This is a genomic window from Pseudoxanthomonas gei (assembly GCF_010119615.1).
Lineage (GTDB): Bacteria > Pseudomonadota > Gammaproteobacteria > Xanthomonadales > Xanthomonadaceae > Pseudoxanthomonas_A > Pseudoxanthomonas_A gei.
In genome coordinates this window covers 305,068-322,080 of the sequence record NZ_QOVG01000002.1, presented here as the reverse complement: position 1 = coordinate 322,080, position 17,013 = coordinate 305,068, and the positions used below count along the sequence as shown (strand labels likewise).

15 protein-coding genes are annotated in these 17,013 nt (G+C 66.9%); 1 reads left to right on the top strand and 14 read right to left on the bottom strand.

The features are described from left to right. The first annotated feature begins 2 nt into the window (after positions 1 to 2). Positions 3 to 488: a DciA family protein gene (locus DT603_RS04380; RefSeq protein ID WP_162348629.1), complete on the top strand. Its 486-nt coding sequence runs from the start codon at positions 3 to 5 to the stop codon at positions 486 to 488. A 132-nt stretch (positions 489 to 620) separates the two neighbouring features. Here the strand turns inward: DT603_RS04380 and lpxC are convergent, their stop codons facing one another. From lpxC to rsmH, 14 genes are all read right to left on the bottom strand, one after another. Further along, positions 621 to 1,535: a UDP-3-O-acyl-N-acetylglucosamine deacetylase gene (gene lpxC, locus DT603_RS04375; RefSeq protein WP_162348628.1), complete on the bottom strand. Its 915-nt coding sequence runs from the start codon at positions 1,533 to 1,535 to the stop codon at positions 621 to 623. A gap of 266 nt (positions 1,536 to 1,801) precedes the next feature. Further along, positions 1,802 to 3,034 (bottom strand): cell division protein FtsZ, encoded by a 1,233-nt coding sequence (ftsZ, locus tag DT603_RS04370; RefSeq protein ID WP_162348627.1) that lies wholly within the window; start codon positions 3,032 to 3,034, stop codon positions 1,802 to 1,804. A gap of 122 nt (positions 3,035 to 3,156) precedes the next feature. Then, positions 3,157 to 4,392: a cell division protein FtsA gene (gene ftsA / locus DT603_RS04365; protein ID WP_162348626.1), complete on the bottom strand. Its 1,236-nt coding sequence runs from the start codon at positions 4,390 to 4,392 to the stop codon at positions 3,157 to 3,159. Continuing rightward, a complete protein-coding gene (locus tag DT603_RS04360) occupies positions 4,389 to 5,231 on the bottom strand; it encodes a cell division protein FtsQ/DivIB (protein WP_162348625.1) in 843 nt (280 codons plus the stop codon). Before DT603_RS04360 ends, ftsA begins: the two co-directional genes overlap by 4 nt. After that, on the bottom strand, positions 5,231 to 6,190 hold the full coding sequence (locus tag DT603_RS04355; RefSeq protein ID WP_162348624.1) for a D-alanine--D-alanine ligase: 960 nt from the start codon (positions 6,188 to 6,190) through the stop codon (positions 5,231 to 5,233). The genes DT603_RS04360 and DT603_RS04355 overlap by 1 nt, the downstream gene beginning before the upstream one ends. Then, a complete protein-coding gene (gene murC / locus DT603_RS04350; protein WP_162348766.1) occupies positions 6,187 to 7,638 on the bottom strand; it encodes a UDP-N-acetylmuramate--L-alanine ligase in 1,452 nt (483 codons plus the stop codon). The genes DT603_RS04355 and murC overlap by 4 nt, the downstream gene beginning before the upstream one ends. After that, positions 7,638 to 8,759, bottom strand: coding sequence for an undecaprenyldiphospho-muramoylpentapeptide beta-N-acetylglucosaminyltransferase (gene murG / locus DT603_RS04345; protein ID WP_343037716.1), 1,122 nt, complete (start codon positions 8,757 to 8,759; stop codon positions 7,638 to 7,640). The genes murC and murG overlap by 1 nt, the downstream gene beginning before the upstream one ends. Beyond that, the gene (gene ftsW, locus DT603_RS04340; RefSeq protein ID WP_162348623.1) at positions 8,756 to 10,033 is read right to left on the bottom strand and encodes a putative lipid II flippase FtsW; all 1,278 of its coding nucleotides are present in this window, start codon (positions 10,031 to 10,033) and stop codon (positions 8,756 to 8,758) included. The genes murG and ftsW overlap by 4 nt, the downstream gene beginning before the upstream one ends. Continuing rightward, the gene (gene mraY / locus DT603_RS04335) at positions 10,033 to 11,124 is read right to left on the bottom strand and encodes a phospho-N-acetylmuramoyl-pentapeptide-transferase (protein WP_162348622.1); all 1,092 of its coding nucleotides are present in this window, start codon (positions 11,122 to 11,124) and stop codon (positions 10,033 to 10,035) included. The genes ftsW and mraY overlap by 1 nt, the downstream gene beginning before the upstream one ends. Next, positions 11,114 to 12,496, bottom strand: a complete 1,383-nt coding sequence (locus DT603_RS04330; RefSeq protein WP_162348621.1) for a UDP-N-acetylmuramoyl-tripeptide--D-alanyl-D-alanine ligase — start codon at positions 12,494 to 12,496, stop codon at positions 11,114 to 11,116. The genes mraY and DT603_RS04330 overlap by 11 nt, the downstream gene beginning before the upstream one ends. Then, complete coding sequence (locus tag DT603_RS04325) at positions 12,493 to 13,962, bottom strand: UDP-N-acetylmuramoyl-L-alanyl-D-glutamate--2,6-diaminopimelate ligase (protein WP_162348620.1); 1,470 nt, start codon at positions 13,960 to 13,962, stop codon at positions 12,493 to 12,495. The genes DT603_RS04330 and DT603_RS04325 overlap by 4 nt, the downstream gene beginning before the upstream one ends. After that, positions 13,959 to 15,794 carry a peptidoglycan D,D-transpeptidase FtsI family protein gene (locus DT603_RS04320; RefSeq protein ID WP_162348619.1) on the bottom strand — a complete coding sequence of 612 codons (1,836 nt, stop codon included), beginning with the start codon at positions 15,792 to 15,794 and terminating at the stop codon, positions 13,959 to 13,961. The genes DT603_RS04325 and DT603_RS04320 overlap by 4 nt, the downstream gene beginning before the upstream one ends. Continuing rightward, positions 15,791 to 16,054 (bottom strand): cell division protein FtsL, encoded by a 264-nt coding sequence (ftsL, locus tag DT603_RS04315; RefSeq protein WP_162348618.1) that lies wholly within the window; start codon positions 16,052 to 16,054, stop codon positions 15,791 to 15,793. Before ftsL ends, DT603_RS04320 begins: the two co-directional genes overlap by 4 nt. Next, positions 16,051 to 17,001, bottom strand: coding sequence for a 16S rRNA (cytosine(1402)-N(4))-methyltransferase RsmH (gene rsmH / locus DT603_RS04310; RefSeq protein WP_162348764.1), 951 nt, complete (start codon positions 16,999 to 17,001; stop codon positions 16,051 to 16,053). The genes ftsL and rsmH overlap by 4 nt, the downstream gene beginning before the upstream one ends. Between the last annotated feature and the right edge of the window lie 12 nt (positions 17,002 to 17,013).

Genomic DNA, 17,013 nt, shown 5'->3' with positions numbered 1-17,013 from the left:
CAATGTCTGATTCGAAGTCCCAGCCGCGTCGTGCTTCATCGCCACAGCCCGCCTTGCAGGCTGCGATGACCGATGCCGCCACCGACCCGATACGCCGGGCCATGCGGCTCGAAGCGCTGGAACAGTTACTTCGCCCCTGTCTGCCTCCTGCCCTGGCCCCCCATTGCAGATTGGGGAACGTGACCGGTGGAAAACTCGTTTTTATCGTCGATTCCGCGGTGTGGCACGCCAAACTGCGCCTCGCCGCACCCGAACTGATCAACTTGGCCCGGTCCGTCGGGTTTGCCGCCACCGAAGTGGTTGCCAAGACTACGACTGCACCTTTCCAGCGGCCCCAGCCGGCCGGACTTGCGGTGAAACCATTGTCGGAGGCTTCGCGCATTGCGCTGAAAGCCGCCTTGGCAGCCCTGGAAGATCCCGTCTCCACAGAATCCGACGGGGGTGTCAAACCCCTTCCAGAGCACCGGCGCGGCCGGACGAAACGTTGAATCCGGCGCGCACAGGCCGAAGCATGGTACCCACGACGGGCCCAGCGGTAGTTAGCGGTTCGTTAAATAAAAGTGAATTCACGGACATCTAACGGTCCGGGTTCACAGTTCGGGCGTTAGCGGCCTGGCGACTTACACCGCCAGGGCGGGATTGCCATAGGCCACCGGCGCCGGGGCCGCGGCGGTCTCGAAGGTGACTTCTTCCCAAGCCGAACGGTCGGCCATAAGGGCCCGCACCAGCTTGTTGTTGAGCGCATGCCCGGACTTGAAGCCCTCATACGCCCCCAGGATGGGGTGACCGGCCAGATACAGGTCGCCGATGGCATCCAGGATCTTGTGACGCACGAATTCGTCGGTGTAGCGCAGGCCGTCATCGTTCAGCACGCGGAACTCGTCCAGAACGATCGCATTGTCCATGGAGCCGCCCAGGCCCAGGTTGCGCTCGCGCATGTATTCCAGATCGCGCATGAAGCCGAAAGTGCGCGCGCGCGCGACTTCCTTGGTGTAGGCGGCAGTGGAGAAATCGATCTCGGCCCGGGACTGCGAGGCCGGGATCATGGGGTGGTCGAACTGCACGGTGAAGCCAACCTTGAAGCCGTCATGTGGCACGAAGCGCGCGACTTTGTCGCCATCGCGCACTTCCACTTCATGCTTGATGCGGATGAAGCGCTTGGGCGCGCCCTGCTCCTGGATTCCCGCCGACTGCAGCAGGAACACGAACGGACCGGCCGAACCATCCATGATCGGCAGTTCTGCCGAGGACAGTTCCACATAGGCATTGTCGACACCCAATCCGGCCATGGCCGACATCAGGTGCTCGACGGTCATCACCTTGGCCCCGTCCTGACTCAGGCCGGTGCACAGGGTGGTCTCACTGACCAGCTCGGCGCTGGCACGGATTTCCACCACCGGATCCAGGTCGACGCGGCGGAACACGATGCCGTTGTCGACCGGCGCAGGCCGCAGGGTCATGTAGACCTTTTCCCCACTGTGCAATCCCACGCCCGTGGCGCGGATCACATTCTTGAGGGTGCGCTGCTGGGTCATGGGGCGACAGGATTGTGCTGCAAGGGGGGTCTGGATCAAGCGGACCGCGAGATTAGCACGCAGGTGCCTGAATCATATAGGAAGAGCAGCGTCGCCCCGGCCTTCGCTACGGGCGGGCAAACGCGGTATGCACGGGGAAAACCTGCCGGGCCGAACAGGCCCGGCAGCAAGAAGAACAGGACGGTCTTGCATCACGGACTCCCATGGCAAGGAGTCCGCGTTCAACGGTTGCCCTTCCCTCCCGCGGTGCAGGAGGAACGGGTTGCTCAGTCCGCCTGGCGGCGCAGGAAGGCCGGGATGTCCAGGTAGTCAGGCATGTCGGCAACCGCCGGAGCGGCCGAGGCAGGTGACGAGGCGGGCTCGGCACTGCCACGACGCAGGCCCAGGCCACCCACCGCGGTGGCCACCGCGTCCATGCCGGCGTTGGCGTCATAGGCCATGCCCGTAGTGCCGTCGCGGACCAGCTTGACCGGCACCCGCATCGGCTCGCGCAGGTTGAGGCCATCGTTGCGGCCGATCGGTGCGCGGGCGGCAGCAGTGCGGTTGAGGCCGGTGGCGACCACGGTGACGCGGACTTCGTCCTGCATGTCCGGGTCCAGCACGGTGCCCAGCACCACGGTGGCGTCTTCGGCAGCGAAGCCCTCGATGGTGCGGCCCACTTCGTCGAACTCGGCCATGGTGAAATCCGGGCCGGCGGTGATGTTGACCAGGATGCCGTTGGCGCCGGACAGGTTGACGTCGTCCAGCAGCGGGTTCTGGATGGCGGCCTCGGCGGCGGCCTGGGCGCGGTCGTCGCCGCGTGCCGAACCGGTACCCATCATGGCCAGGCCCATTTCGGACATCACGGTGCGCACGTCGGCGAAGTCGACGTTGATCAGGCCCGGACGCACGATCAGGTCGGCGATGCCCTGCACGGCGCCCAGCAGCACGTCGTTGGCGGCACGGAAAGCCTGGATCATGGTGGCGTTGCGGCCCAGCACGGTAATGAGCTTCTCATTGGGAATGGTGATCAGCGAATCGCAGTGGTGGCTGAGTTCCTCGATGCCCTTCAGCGCGACCTGCATGCGGCGGCGACCTTCGAACGGGAACGGCTTGGTCACTACTGCAACGGTCAGGATGCCCATTTCCTTGGCCAGCTGCGCCACGACGGGTGCCGCGCCGGTGCCGGTGCCGCCACCCATGCCGGCGGTGATGAACACCATGTCGGCACCGTCGAGTGCGGCGATGATGCGCTCGCGATCCTCGAGCGCGGCCTGGCGGCCCACTTCCGGGTTTGCGCCTGCGCCCAGGCCCTTGGTGACGTTGCCGCCGAGTTGCAGCTGGGTCTTGGCGCCGCAGTTGTTGATGGCCTGCGAGTCGGTGTTGGCGGTGATGAACTCCACCCCGTCCACGCTGCTGCTGACCATGTGCGCGACCGCGTTGCCGCCGCCGCCGCCGACGCCGATGACCTTGATCACCGCGTTCGGAGCCATCCTTTCAACCAGTTCGAAATGTGCCATGTCCGTGTCCTCGTAATAGTTATGTGGTGTATTCAATCAATCGGGTTGTTGCTCAATTCCCGTTTTTCCCTTCCCGCCTCACCCACCCGCGCCGTCGCGGATGCGCCTGCCCATGCGCGACCTCAGAACTCGCCGCGATACCAGTTCTTCAATTTGTTGAACAGGCTTCCGGTCTTGCCCAGGGGCAAGGACGGACGCCTTGGATGCTCGATCTGGCTGCCCATCAGCAGCAGGCCCACGCCGGTGGCGTGGACCGGGTTGCCGACGACTTCGCCCAGGCCGGTGACGTGCTGCGGAATGCCGATGCGCACCGGCATCTGCAACATTTCCTCGGCCAGCTCGACCACGCCTTCCATCTTCGAAGCGCCGCCGGTCAGCACCATGCCGGCGCGCACCATTTCCTCGAAGCCGGAGCGGCGCAGTTCGGCCTGCACCATCTCGAAGATTTCCTCGTAGCGGCCCTGCACGGCCTGCGCCAGCGAATGTCGCGGCAGGCGCCGCGGCGGACGGTCGCCGACGCTGGGCACCTGGATGCTTTCCTCGGCCGTCGCAAGTTGCGCCAGAGCGCAGGCGTAGCGCACCTTGATCTGCTCGGCTTCGGGCGTGGGCGTGCGCAGCATGTGCGCGATGTCATTGGTGACGTGGTCGCCTGCGATCGGCAGCGAAGCGGTGTGGCAGATCGCGCCCTGCACGAATACGGCCAGGTCGGTGGTGCCCGCGCCCATGTCGACCAGCACCACGCCCAGCTCGCGCTCGTCGGAAGTCAGCACCGCCACGCTGGAGGCCAGCGACGACAGGATCAGGTCATCGATCTGCAATCCGCAGCGCTGCACGCACTTGCTGATATTGGCGGCGGCCGACTGCGCGCAGACCACCAGGTGGGCGTGTACTTCCAGGCGCACGCCGGTCATGCCGACCGGGTTGCGGATGCCTTCCTGCGAGTCGTCCAGCACGTATTCGCGCGGAATGGCGTGCAGGATCTTCTGGTCGGCGGGAATGGCCACGGCCTTGGCCGCTTCCAGCACCCGGTCCAGGTCGCCCCAGGTCACTTCGCCATCACGGATCGGCACAATGCCGGGCGAGTTCTTGCATTGCACGTGGGCGCCGGAAATGGAGGCGTAGACCGAGCGGATCTCGCAGCCGGCCATCAGCTCGGCTTCTTCCACCGCGCGCTGGATCGATTGCACCGTGGATTCGATGTCGACGACCACGCCGCGCTTGAGGCCGCGCGATTCATGCGAGCCGATACCGATCACTTCGATGGGATTGCCCGGCGAATACTCGCCGACCAGCGCGGTGACCTTGGAGGTGCCGATGTCGAGACCGACGATCAGCGATTTGTCGCCTTTGCGATTCATGATGTAAGACCGTGAATTGGGAATGGTGAATGGTGAATGGAGGAAAGCGGGTCTCCGGAATTCCGGACCTGGCCAACGGATGTGGCAGATGCCTGGGCGGCCTGAGCAGCCTTCCCTGTTCCCGATTCCCCCTTCCCCGTTGCCAGCTCTCCCCAGCTCAACGCGAAACCATTGGTGTAACGCAGGTCCGCGCGCTCCAGTGGCAACGCATTGCGCGCCAGCAGCTGCGGCAGCATCCGCGCGAAGCGGTCCAGGCGCGGGCGCGCATCGGCGCGCCCCACCACGACCTGGGTGCCATTGCTCAATGCCAGCGACCAGCTGCCGCGGCGGTCCATGACCACGCTGTCGACCTTGACGCCGATCTGCGCGAACAGTTCGCGTGACTCGTTGTAGAGCGCCACCACTTCCTTGACCTGCGTATCCGGTCCACCGAGTTGCGGCAAGGCCTCCAGCTGCAAGCCCTTCGGAATCGGAAACAGGCGGCCATGCTCGGACAACAGGCGATCGCTGCCCCAGCGCGCGAACGGCTTGTGTTCCACGACTTCCACTTCAAGCACGTCGGGCCAGCGCTTGCGTACCTCGGCACGCTCGACCCAGGGCAGCTTTTCCACGTCGTCCTGCGCTTCCTGCAGGCGTACGGCGAAGAAGCCCGGCCGGGCATGTGGCAGCACCACCGCGCGCAACTGCACCGGGTCGACGCGCTGGAACTGGCCATGCACGCGCAGCCTGGTCAGCGGCCAGCGTTCGCCGCCCACCCAGCCATTCACCACGGCAACCACGGGCAGCACGACCAGCGCGATCGCCAGCAGCCAGGTGAAGATGCGCAGCGCGGCATTCATCAGCCGGCCACCTCCGGAAGCGTGGTTTCCAGGATGCGCCAGCACAGTTCCTCGAACCCGATGCCTGCCTGCCCGGCGGCCTTGGGCACCAGCGAATGGCTGGTCATGCCCGGTGCCGTGTTGACTTCAAGCAGGTAGAAATTGCCGGTGGCGCGATCGCGCATCACATCTACGCGACCCCAGCCGCGGCAACCCGCCGCCTTGAAGGCCTCGACCGCGATGCGGCCGATCTCGATCTCGTCAGCGCCTTCCAGTCCCGGACACAGGTATTGCGTGTCATCGGCGATGTACTTGGCGTGGTAGTCGTACCACTGGCCTTTCGGCACGATGCGGATGGACGGCAGCGCAATGTCACCCAGGATGGGCACTGTCAGTTCGTCGCCGATGACCATCTGCTCCATCAGCAGTTCGCCGGGATAACGCGCGGCCAGTTCCAGGGCGGCCGGCAGGTCGCCTGCATCGACCACGCGCGAGATGCCGACGCTCGAACCTTCGCACGATGGCTTGACGATCAAGGGCAGGCCGATGGCATGCGCAGCTGCCTGCACGTCATCGCCCTTGGCCAGCTTGCGATACGCGGGCGTGGGCAGGCCTACCGCCAGCCACACCTGCTTGCAGCGGATCTTGTCCAGCGCCAGCGCCGAGCCCAGTACGCCGGAACCGGTGTACGGAACACCCAGCGCCTCGAGCAGCCCCTGCAGCACGCCGTTCTCGCCTTCACCGCCGTGCAGGATATTGAAGACGCGATCGAACCGGTCCTGCGCCAGACCTTCAATCAACGCCGCCACGCCATCGACCGCAGTCGCGTCGACGCTGCGCGCGCGCAGGGCGTCCAGCACGTTGCGGCCGGAGTCCAGCGAGACTTCACGCTCGCTCGAGGTGCCGCCCAGCAGCACGGCGACGCGACCGAAGGCCTTCGGGTCGGTGACGGTCGGCGCGGGAATCGCGGGCGTGCTCATTCGAACCTGTTCCCGCCAAAGCCGTACGCGACCAGGTCCTGGGCAACGTGGCCGATGTCGCCCGCCCCCATCAGCAGCAACAGGTCGCCGTCCTGCAACACGTCCGGCAGCACGCCGGCGAGTTCGGACACCTGGCTGACCACGACCGGTTCATTGCGGCCGCGCGCACGGATGGCACGTGCCAGGGATTTGGCGTCGGCGCCGGCGATCGGCGCCTCGCCAGCCGGATAGACCTCGCTCAGCACCAGCACGTCGACTTCCGACAGCACCGCGGCAAACGCATCGAACTGGTCGCGGGTGCGGCTGTAGCGATGCGGCTGGAAGGCCACGACCAGGCGCTTGTCCGGCCAGCCGCCGCGCGCGGCCGCGAACACCGCCGCCAGCTCGCGCGGGTGGTGGCCGTAGTCGTCGACCAGCTGCACGCGCGCGCCCTGCGGCGTGGTGAGCTCACCCAGTTCGTTGAAGCGGCGGCCGATGCCGGTGAACTTCTCCAGCGCATTGGCGATGTCGTGTGGGGAAACGCCCAGTTGCCAGCCGATGCAGGCCGCGGCCAGCGCGTTCTGCACGTTGTGGCGGCCGGGCAGCGCCAGCGTCACCTGTACCTGTGTGTCTTCCGGCAGGCGCAGGGTGAAACGCATGCACCCGCCCTCCTGGGTCACGTTCTCGGCGCGCACGTCCGCGTTTTCGGCAAAGCCATAACTCATCACGTGGCGCGGCGTGTCGGCGGCCAGCGCAGCGACTTCCGGATCATCGATGCACAGCACGGCCAGCCCGTAGAACGGCAGGCGCTGCAGGAATTCGGCGAACGCGGCCTGCACCTTGGAAAAATCGTTGTCGTAGTTTTCCAGGTGGTCCGAGTCGATGTTTGTGATCACCGCCATCAGCGGATTCAGACGCAGGAAGCTGCCGTCGCTCTCGTCGGCTTCGGCCACCAGCCACTGGCCGTCGCCGAGCTTGGCATTGGCGCCGGCGGCCAACAGCTGCCCGCCGATCACGAAAGTCGGATCCAGACCGCCTTCGCTGAGCACCGCGGCGGTGAGACTGGTGGTGGTGGTCTTGCCGTGCGTGCCAGCCACGGCGATGCCGCGGCGGAAGCGCATCAGTTCGGCCAGCATCGCCGCGCGCGGCACGATCGGGATGCGCTGCGAGCGCGCTTCCATCAGCTCCGGGTTGTCGTGCTTGATCGCGCTGGAGACGACCACGCAATCGGTGCCGAGCACATTGGAGGCGTTGTGTCCGCGCATCACCCGCGCGCCCAGCGAAGCCAGCCGGCGGGTGGCGGCATTGTCGGCATTGTCCGAGCCGGACACTTCATAGCCCAGCGTGCATAGCACTTCGGCAATGCCGCTCATGCCCGAGCCGCCGATGCCCACGAAATGCACGCGGCGGAATTCCTGGGCCAGGTTGCCCGTGTGTTGCAGGCGGCGTTCGCGTGCGGCGGCCATCATCATGCGGCGCGTTCCAGTTCTGATTCTTCGAGGATGATGTCGGCGATACGCTCGGCGGCATCGGGCTTGGCCAGCACGCGTGCGGCTTCGGCCATGGCCAGGCGGCGCGCCGGGTCGGCCGCAAGTTCACCCAGCAGTTCCTGCAGGCGGCTTGCAAGCTGGTCGTCCTGGCGGAGCAGCACGGCGGCGCCGTGCTCGACCAGGTACATCGCATTCTTGGTCTGGTGGTCGTCCACCGCGGCGGCGAAGGGCACCAGCACGCTGCCGATACCCACCGCGCAAAGTTCCGCAAGGGTGGAAGCCCCGGCCCGGCATACCACCAGGTCCGCCCAGGCATAGGCTTCGGCCATGTCGGCGATGAAGCTTTCCACGCTTGCGGCCACGCCCGCATCGGCATAGGCACGCACGGCTTCGTCGCGCATCTTCTCGCCGCACTGGTGGCGCACCGTGATCTGCAACTGGGGCAAGGCGGCCAGCGCCTGCGGCAATGCGCTGTTGAGTACGCGCGCGCCCTGGCTGCCGCCCAGCACCAGCAGTTTCAGTTCGCGCGTTGATCCGGCGAGGCGTTGCGCCGGCAGCGGCAGCGCCGCGATCTCGGCGCGGACCGGATTGCCTACCGCTTCCTCGCGCGAACCGAAGCTGCCGGGGAAGCCGGTAAGGATGCGCCGGGCGAATTTCGCAAGGATGCGATTGGTGAGGCCGGGCGCGCGGTTCTGCTCGTGCACCAGCAGCGGACGGCCCTGCAGACGCGCGGCCATGCCGCCGGGACCGGCCGCGAAACCGCCGAAGCTCACCACTGCACGCGGCGCGCGCTGGCGCAGCACGCCACCGGCGCTGCGCACGGCCTTCAGGACGCGCAGCGGCGCGCCCAGCAGCGATAGCGCACCCTTGCCACGCACGCCGGAGATGGCGATGGTGTCCAGCGGGATGTCGTGCTGCGGAACCAGCCTGGTTTCCATGGCACCGTCGGCGCCCAGCCAGGTCACGGGTACGCCGCGCGCGCGCAATACCTTGGCCACGGCCAGCGCAGGAAAGATATGCCCGCCGGTGCCACCGGCCAGGATCATCACCGGCGCGGCATCGCCACGGCGCAGCGGAGTGACGGGCGCAGCGCCGCTCATGCAATCCTCTCGAAGGTCGGCTCGACCCGGGCGTTCAGGCGACTGGTGCCGCGCTTCGGCGCCACCGGTGCAGCGTCACGCTGGGTCGTTTCCGGCAGGTCCTGCGCCGGCAACGGCTCGCCACGCAGCAGCGCCACCTGGCGCTGGGTACGCTCCAGTTCGTAGGACACCCGCAGCATCAGGCCCACGGCCACGCAGGTCATCATCACGCTGGAGCCGCCGGAGGAAATCAACGGCAGGGTCAGGCCCTTGGTCGGCAGCATGCCCAGGTTCACGCCGATCGAAACGAAGGCCTGCAGGCTGATCCACAGCGACACGCCGAAGGCGCAGTAGCCGGGGAAATGCCGACGCATCTCCACGCAGCGGTAACCGATCCAGAACCCGCGCCCGACCAGCAGCGCATACAGCGCGACCACCAGGCATACACCCACGAAGCCGAGTTCCTCGCCGATGATCGAGAAGATGAAGTCGGTATGCGCCTCGGGCAGGTAGTTGAGCTTCTGCACCGAACCGCCCAGGCCCACCCCGGTCCACTCACCGCGACCCACTGCCATCAAGGCATTGGAGAGCTGGTAACCCGAACCCAGCTGGTCCTTCCACGGATCGACGAAGGAGGTGATGCGGCGTACGCGGTACGGCTCGATGATGGCGATGGCCACCAGCGCCGGCAGCAGGATCAGGATCGGCGCCGACATGCGCGGCAGGTTCACGCCGCCCAGGATCAGCATGCCGGCGGTGATGGCCAGCAGCAGCGTCGACGAGCCGAAGTCAGGCTGCAGCAGCAGCAACCCGACCAGCACGACGGCCACGCCTAGCGGCTTGAGCATCGCCGGCCAGGTGGCGTTGACCTCGTCGCGGAAGCGCACCAGGTAGCTGGCCAGCCAGACGATGTAGAGGACCTTCACCGCTTCCACGCTCTGGAAGCGCACGAAACCCAGGTTGATCCAGCGCCGGGCGCCATTGACGTTGACGCCGATGCCCGGCAGGAACACCACCAGCAGCAACGCCACGCAACCCAGCAGCAGCAGCTGGTTGTAGCGTTCGACGGTCTTCAATTCCAGGCGCATCGCCCCCCACGCCAGGGCGACGCCCAAGGCCAGGAACACGACGTGGCGCGAAAGGTAATGGAAGGGATCGCTGGTCATGGCGATCGAGGCAGAGCCGACCATCACTACACCCAGGCCCGCCAATGCCAGCGCCGCGGCCAGCAGCCACGGGTCGTAGCGGCCACCGATGGCCTCCGCGCGCGTTGCCTGGCTCGGCGTGTCGTTCATCAGCGCACCTTCAACGTGGCCAGGCCAACCAGCACCAGCACCACCGAGATGATCCAGAAGCGCACGATGACGCGCGGCTCCGGCCAGCCTTTCAATTCGAAGTGATGGTGGATGGGCGCCATGCGGAACACGCGCTTGCCGGTGAGCTTGAACGACGCCACCTGGATCATCACCGACAGGGTTTCGATCACGAAGATGCCGCCCATGATCACCAGCACCAGCTCCTGGCGCACTATCACGGCCACGGTGCCGAGTACCGCGCCCAGCGCCAGGGCCCCGATATCGCCCATGAACACCATGGCCGGATAGGTGTTGAACCACAGGAAGCCGAGCCCTGCGCCGGCGATGGCCGCGCAGATGATCACCAGTTCACCCGCGCCAGGCACCTGCGGAATCTGCAGGTAGGCCGAAAACACCGCGTTGCCCGAGGCATAGGCGAATACGCCCAGCGCGCACGCGACCAGCACGGTCGGCATGATGGCCAGCCCGTCCAGGCCATCGGTCAGGTTGACCGCATTGGAAAAACCGACGATCCAGAAATAGGCAATGGCGATGAAGCTGAGCCCGGCCAGCGGCAAGGCCACGCTCTTGATCATGGGGATGTAGAAGGTGGTCGACGCCGGCACCGACGGGTCGGCCGTCATCCACAGGAAGATGCCCGCGGCCAGCCCGAAGACCGACTGCAGCAGGTACTTCCAGCGCGACTTCAGGCCATTCGGATCGCGCCTGACGATCTTGATCCAGTCGTCGTACCAGCCGATGGCACCGAAGGCCAGCATCACCGCAAGCACCACCCACACATAGCGGTTGCGCAGGTCGCCCCACAGCAACACCGAGAGCAGGACCGTCATCAGGATCAGCGCACCGCCCATGGTCGGCGTACCGGCCTTGGTGAAATGCGTCTGCGGGCCGTCGGCGCGGATCGGCTGGCCGCCCTTGAACTGGGCCAGCCGGCGGATCACCGCCGGCCCCAGCCACAGGGACAGGAACAGGGAAGTCAGCGCGGCCAGGATGCCGCGGAAGGTCAGGTAACCGAACAAGCCGAACAGGCTCTCCAGCTGCTGCAGCCAACGTGTCAACTCAAGCAGCATGTGATGCGCCCTCCCCGTTGGACAGCAATGCACTGACGATGCGTTCCATCGCGCTTCCCCTCGATCCCTTCACCAGGCAACGCAGCGCCTTGGGCTGCGTCGATTCGCGCAGGTCGACGCGCAAGACATCGATCAGTGCGGCGTGTGTTTCGAAATGGCGCGCGCCTTCGCCGAATGCCTGCGCAGCGGCGGCGCTGAGCGCTCCCAGCGTGTACAGGCGGGCGATGCCGGCAGCCTTGGCGCGTCGACCGGCATCGGCGTGCAGCGCCTCACCTTCATCACCAAGCTCGCGCATGTCACCCAATACCAGCCAGGCCTCGCCGCCATCGGCAGCCAAGGTGTCGATGGCCGCGGCCAGCGACCCCGGATTGGCGTTGTAGCTGTCATCGATCAGCACCGCGCCATTGGACAAGGTGCGTGGCACATGCCGGCCCGGCACCGGCCGGGTCTCGGCCAGCCCGTGGGCGATGGTGGCCAGCGAAACGCCACAGGCCAGTGCCAGCGAGGCCGCCGCCAGCGCGTTGAGCACGTTGTGGCGGCCCGGCAGCGGCAGGCTCGCGGCGATCTCGCCCTGCGGCGTGCTGAGGGTGAACTGCGAACCATGCCCATCGCTGCGCAGGTTGCTCGCGGTCACGTCGGCGCTGGCCTCCAGACCGAAGCGCAGGATGCGCCGGCCCGCGGCAATGCCGGCGAAATATTCCGCGAAGGCGTCATCGGCGTTGATCACCGCCACTCCGTCAGCCGGCAGCGCCGCATAGATCGCGCCCTTGGTCTCGGCCACACCCAGCAGGCTGCCAAGGCGCTCCAGGTGAGCCGATGCAATGTTGTTCACGAGCGCCACCTGCGGGGTGACGATGTCGGTCAGGTAGGCGATGTCGCCGGGTTTGCCGGCACCCATCTCGTAGATCGCGAAGTCGGCATCGTCGGGCGCATCTATCACGGCCAGCGGCAGGCCTATTTCGTTGTTGCGGTTGCCCGGATTGACATAGCTGCTGCCAGCCAGCTGCAGGATGGAGTGGAGCAGCGTCTTGACGCTGGTCTTGCCGTTGCTGCCGGTGATCGCGACCACGCGCGCGCTGCGGTCGCCCTGCAGGCTGGACGCAATGCGGGCCAGCGCAAGCTGGGTGTCGGCCACCACTATCTGCGGCAGTTCGACTTGCACCGGGTGGTCGACCAGCAAGGCACCGGCGTGGCGCATGGCCGCGTCATAGGCGAAGTCGTGGCCGTCGAAACGCTCGCCCCGCAAGGCGACGTACAGGCTGCCGGGCATCAGCGCGCGGGTGTCATGTGCCAGGGTGTCGACCAGCACGTCATCGCCGTGCAGTTCGCCACCGGCCCAGTGCGCGAGCAGCGAGAGCGGCAGTCGCTTCATGCGGCCACCTCCAGGCACTGGCGCGCCACCTGGGTGTCGTCGAAGGGATGCCTGACGCCGTCGATTTCCTGGTACGGCTCATGGCCCTTGCCGGCAACCAGGACGATGTCGTCCGGGCCGGCTTCGCCAATAGCGCGGGCAATGGCGGCAGCCCGGTCGCGCTGCACGATCACCGCACCGGGCCGGGAGAAACCGGCCAGGATGTCGGCCACGATCGCATCGCCGGATTCGCCGCGTGGATTGTCGTCGGTGACGATCACCAGGTCGGCCAGTCGTTCGGCACTGGCCGCCATCTGCGGGCGCTTGCCGGCGTCGCGTTCGCCACCGCAGCCGAACACGCAGATCAGCCGGCCCGCCGCATGGTCACGCAGGCTGGACAGCGCCTGCTCCAGTGCATCGGGCGTGTGTGCATAGTCAATGACCACCAGTGGCCGCTCGCCGTCGCCGCCCAGGCGGTTCATGCGCCCGTGGATCGGTTGCAGCCGTGCCAGGGTGCGCGCGATATCGGCGGGGGCGTCGCCCAGCGCATGCAGCGCACCGGCCACGGCCAGCAGGTTGTCCACGTTGAAGCGGCCCAGCAGCCTGGATTCCACGTGCTGGGACTGGTCTTCGATGACCAGCTCGAAGGTGATGCCGCTGGCGTCCAGGCTCAATTGCTCGGCGCGGACGGTCGCCAGCGGCTGGCCGCGCGAGCTCAGGCCGATGCTGCGCAGTTGGGCCGGCAGTTCCGCCTGCAGCTGGCGGCCGAACGCATCGTCCAGGTTCAGCACCGCGGCCTTCAACTCGGGCCAGGCGAACAAGCGCGCCTTCGCGCGGCCATAGCTGTCCATGTCGCCGTGGTAATCGAGGTGGTCGCGGGTGAGGTTGGTGAACACCGCCACGTCGAAATGCACGCCATCCACGCGGCCCTGGTCCAGCGCATGGGAACTGACTTCCATGGCCACGGCCCTGGCCCCGGCATCGCGCATTTCCGCAAGCAGCGCGTGCATCTGCAGCACCAGGGGAGTGGTGAACCCGGTCGGCACCACTTCGCCATGCATGCCCGCACCCAGGGTGCCGATGCTGCCGGCGCGCTTGCCGCGCAGGTGCCAGGCCTGGGTCAGCAACTGCACGGTCGAGGTCTTGCCGTTGGTACCGGTGACGCCGACCATGTCCATGTCACGCGACGGACGGGCGTGGAAACGATCGGCCATGTCGCCCAGCCGCTCGCGCAACCCCGGCACGGCAATGGCATCGGCAGGCGCGGGCAGCTCGGCCGGTGCCGGCGGCTCGAACAGGATCGCCGCCGCGCCGGCCGCTTTCGCCTGCTCCACGAATCCCAGTCCATGCGCGCCAAATCCGCCGATGGCGACGAAGGCGTCGCCCGGCTCGACCGCACGACTGTCCAGCACCAGTCCGCGCACCACGATGTCGCGCGGCACGTCCAGCTCCGGCAGCAGGTCGGCAAGGGCCATCGCGCGCCTCATTGCACGTTGCCCGGCAAGGGCGCGGGCAACGCCGCGCGCACGTCGACGGCGGTGGCGGGCTCGGCGATGGCCGTCGGCAGCCGCGCAGCGAGCGGGCGCTTGGCTTCGTTCTTTTCCTGTGCCGCGATCCAGGTCTCGATATCGTCCGGCGGCACGTCCATCAGGCGCAGCGAGCCTTCCATGACGTTGCGGAACACGGGCGCCGAGACGATGCCGCCGTAGATGGAACCGGCCTGAGGATTGTCGATCACCACGACCATGGAGAAGCGCGGATTTTCCACCGGCACCAGGCCGGCGAAGAAAGCGCGGTATTCGCGCGAGTAGCCGCCCGCGCTGGCCTTGCGCGCGGTACCGGTCTTGCCAGCCACGTGGTAGCCCAGGATCGCCGCCTGGGTGGCGGTGCCGCCCGGCTCGGTGACCGTCTGCATCATGTGCAGCACCTGGCTTGCGATCGCCGGCGACAGCACTTCGGTCGATTCGTTGCGCTGGCCCTTGATGAAGGTCGGCGCGATGGCGCGACCGCCGTTGCCGATGGTCGCGTAGGCATGCGCTATCTGCAGCGGCGTCGCCGACAGGCCGTAGCCGTATGACATGGTCTGCTTGGTCGTGCCGCTCCAGCGTTCGGGCGGAGATATTTCGCCCGCCGCTTCACCCGGGAAGCCGCTGCCGGTCTTGCTGCCGTAACCGAACTTGCGCAGGAACTCGTAGTACTGGCGATCGGGCACGAGGGCAGCCAATTTGGCCGCGCCCACGTTCGAGCTCTTGCGGATGATGCCGGTGACATCCAGCAAACCGTAATTGTGCGTGTCGGTGGTTTTCCACCTGCCATTGGGGATCCAGCCCGGCGCCGTATTGAACTGGGTGCCCGGCGTGACCAGGCCCGCCGACAGGGCCGCCGCCGCGGTGATCGGCTTGATGGTCGAACCCGGCTCGATCATGTCGGTGATCGCGCGGTTGCGGTGCGCTTCCTGCTTGCCCAGCGACGCCGCATTCGGATTGAAGGTGGGCAGGTTGACCATGGCCAGCACCTCACCGGTGGCCACGTCCAGCACCACCGCCGAACCACTGCTGGCATTGTTGGACACCAGTGCGTTGCGCAGTTCGCGGTAGGCCAGGAACTGGATGCGACGGTCGATGCTGAGTACCAGGTCCTTGCCTGGCTGCGCCTGGCGCACCAGGTCGACGTTCTCGACGATGCGGCCGCGGCGGTCGCGGATCACCTTCTTCTCGCCCGGGCTGCCACGCAGCCATTCGTCGAACGCCAGCTCCACGCCTTCCTGGCCGCGGTCGTCGATATTGGTGAAGCCCAGCACGTGCGCCATGGCTTCGCCCTGCGGATAGAAGCGGCGGAACTCGCGCTTCGAATACACGCCCGGCACGCCGTGGGCGAGGATCTTCCTGGCTTCGTCGGGGTTGATGCGGCGCTTGAGGTAGTAGAACTCCTTCTCCGCGCGCTGGCTGATGCGGCTGGTGAGCAGTTCCAGCGGCTCGCCCAGGGCCCTGGCAAGTTCGGGCAGGCGGTCGGGCGTCTTCAACAGCTCCTTCGGGTCGCACCAGATCGATTCCACCGGCGAGGACACCGCAACGGGCTCGCCATTGCGGTCGGTGATCATGCCGCGCGAGATCGGGATCTCGATGTCGCGCACGAAACGCTCGTTGCCTTCGCGCTGGTAGAAGTCGCTGTTGACCAGTTGCACATAGGCGGCGCGCCCGACCAGGCTGATGGAGCACAGGCCCAGTGCGCACGCCACCATCAGCACCCGGCCGCGCAGGTTGAAGCGTGCGCGGCTGCGGCTGCGGTTGGGGGCTGCGTTCTTGACCGAACCTTTCATGGGCGGATCACCACCACGTCGCCCGCTTCCGGGAACTTCATGCCCAGGCGCAGGCGCGCCACCTGGTCGATGCGGTTGCTCTCGGCCACCGTGGCCTGTTCCAGCTGCAGGCGGCCAAACTCGATATTGAGTTCATCGCGCGCTTTTTCCAGTCGCGACAGCTCCACGAACAGCAGGCGATGGCGATGGCGCGCATGGACCACGCCGATAGCCGAACCGACGCAGGCCAGGATGAGCACCGCCAGCAGGAAGCGGCTCACGCGGCCCGCCCCAGCTTCTCGGCCACGCGCAGGACGGCGCTGCGGGCACGTGGATTGGAGGAGGTTTCGGCGGGTTCGGCACGCACGGCGTCGCCGATGGCCTTGAGCGTCGGCACGAACACTTCGAGCTCGGGCAACCGGCGATTGGCGGGCGGCGCCTTGGCGTACTTTGCGATGAAGCGCTTGACGATGCGGTCTTCCAGCGAATGGAAGCTGATCACGGCCAGGCGGCCGCCCACGTTCAGGCGTTCCAGGGCCGCATCCAGCCCGGTTTCCAGGTCGGCCAGTTCGCGATTGATGTGGATGCGGATGGCCTGGAAGCTGCGCGTGGCTGGATTGATGTCGTGCTTGCCACGCCCGACCACCGCGCCCAGCAGATCGGCCAGGTCGGCCGTGCGGGTAAACGGCTTGTCTGCGCGGCGCGCGACAATGGCCTTGGCGATGCGCCGGCTCAGGCGTTCTTCTCCATAGGTCCACAGCACGTCGGCGATTTCGGCTTCTTCGGCACGTGCGAGCCACTGGGCGGCGCTTTCGCCGCTGTCCGGATCCATGCGCATGTCCAGCGGGCCGTCCTTGCCGAAACTGAAACCGCGTTCGGCCATGTCCAGCTGCGGCGAGGAAACCCCCAGGTCCAGCAGGATTCCGTCGAGGCCCGCGGAAGTCGCTTCCCACTTGGCCATGGCCGCGAAGCTGCCGCGGTGGATCGCCACGCGCGCATCGCCGCCGAACAGCTGCCCGGCATGCGCGATCGCTTCGGGATCCTTGTCCATCAGCAGCAGCCGGCCTCCCGGGCCGAGTCGTTGCAGCACCCCGCGCGCATGGCCGCCGCGCCCGAACGTGCCGTCCAGATAGGTTCCGTTCTCTTGGACCCGCAGCCCTTCCATGACCTGCTCGAACATCACCGGCAAGTGCGTCGGAAGGTGGCCGGCCTGCGCTTCGCCGCGCACCCGGGCACCGTC

Coding starts and splice junctions, on each gene's coding strand:
- DT603_RS04320 (WP_162348619.1), bottom strand. CDS start 15,794: ATGAAAGGTTCGGTCAAGAACGCAGCCCCCAACCGCAGCCGCAGCCGC.
- DT603_RS04325 (WP_162348620.1), bottom strand. CDS start 13,962: ATGAGGCGCGCGATGGCCCTTGCCGACCTGCTGCCGGAGCTGGACGTG.
- lpxC (WP_162348628.1), bottom strand. CDS start 1,535: ATGACCCAGCAGCGCACCCTCAAGAATGTGATCCGCGCCACGGGCGTG.
- DT603_RS04355 (WP_162348624.1), bottom strand. CDS start 6,190: ATGAGCACGCCCGCGATTCCCGCGCCGACCGTCACCGACCCGAAGGCC.
- DT603_RS04360 (WP_162348625.1), bottom strand. CDS start 5,231: ATGAATGCCGCGCTGCGCATCTTCACCTGGCTGCTGGCGATCGCGCTG.
- ftsA (WP_162348626.1), bottom strand. CDS start 4,392: ATGAATCGCAAAGGCGACAAATCGCTGATCGTCGGTCTCGACATCGGC.
- ftsZ (WP_162348627.1), bottom strand. CDS start 3,034: ATGGCACATTTCGAACTGGTTGAAAGGATGGCTCCGAACGCGGTGATC.
- DT603_RS04330 (WP_162348621.1), bottom strand. CDS start 12,496: ATGAAGCGACTGCCGCTCTCGCTGCTCGCGCACTGGGCCGGTGGCGAA.
- ftsW (WP_162348623.1), bottom strand. CDS start 10,033: ATGAACGACACGCCGAGCCAGGCAACGCGCGCGGAGGCCATCGGTGGC.
- DT603_RS04380 (WP_162348629.1), top strand. CDS start 3: ATGTCTGATTCGAAGTCCCAGCCGCGTCGTGCTTCATCGCCACAGCCC.
- murG (WP_343037716.1), bottom strand. CDS start 8,759: ATGAGCGGCGCTGCGCCCGTCACTCCGCTGCGCCGTGGCGATGCCGCG.
- mraY (WP_162348622.1), bottom strand. CDS start 11,124: ATGCTGCTTGAGTTGACACGTTGGCTGCAGCAGCTGGAGAGCCTGTTC.
- murC (WP_162348766.1), bottom strand. CDS start 7,638: ATGATGGCCGCCGCACGCGAACGCCGCCTGCAACACACGGGCAACCTG.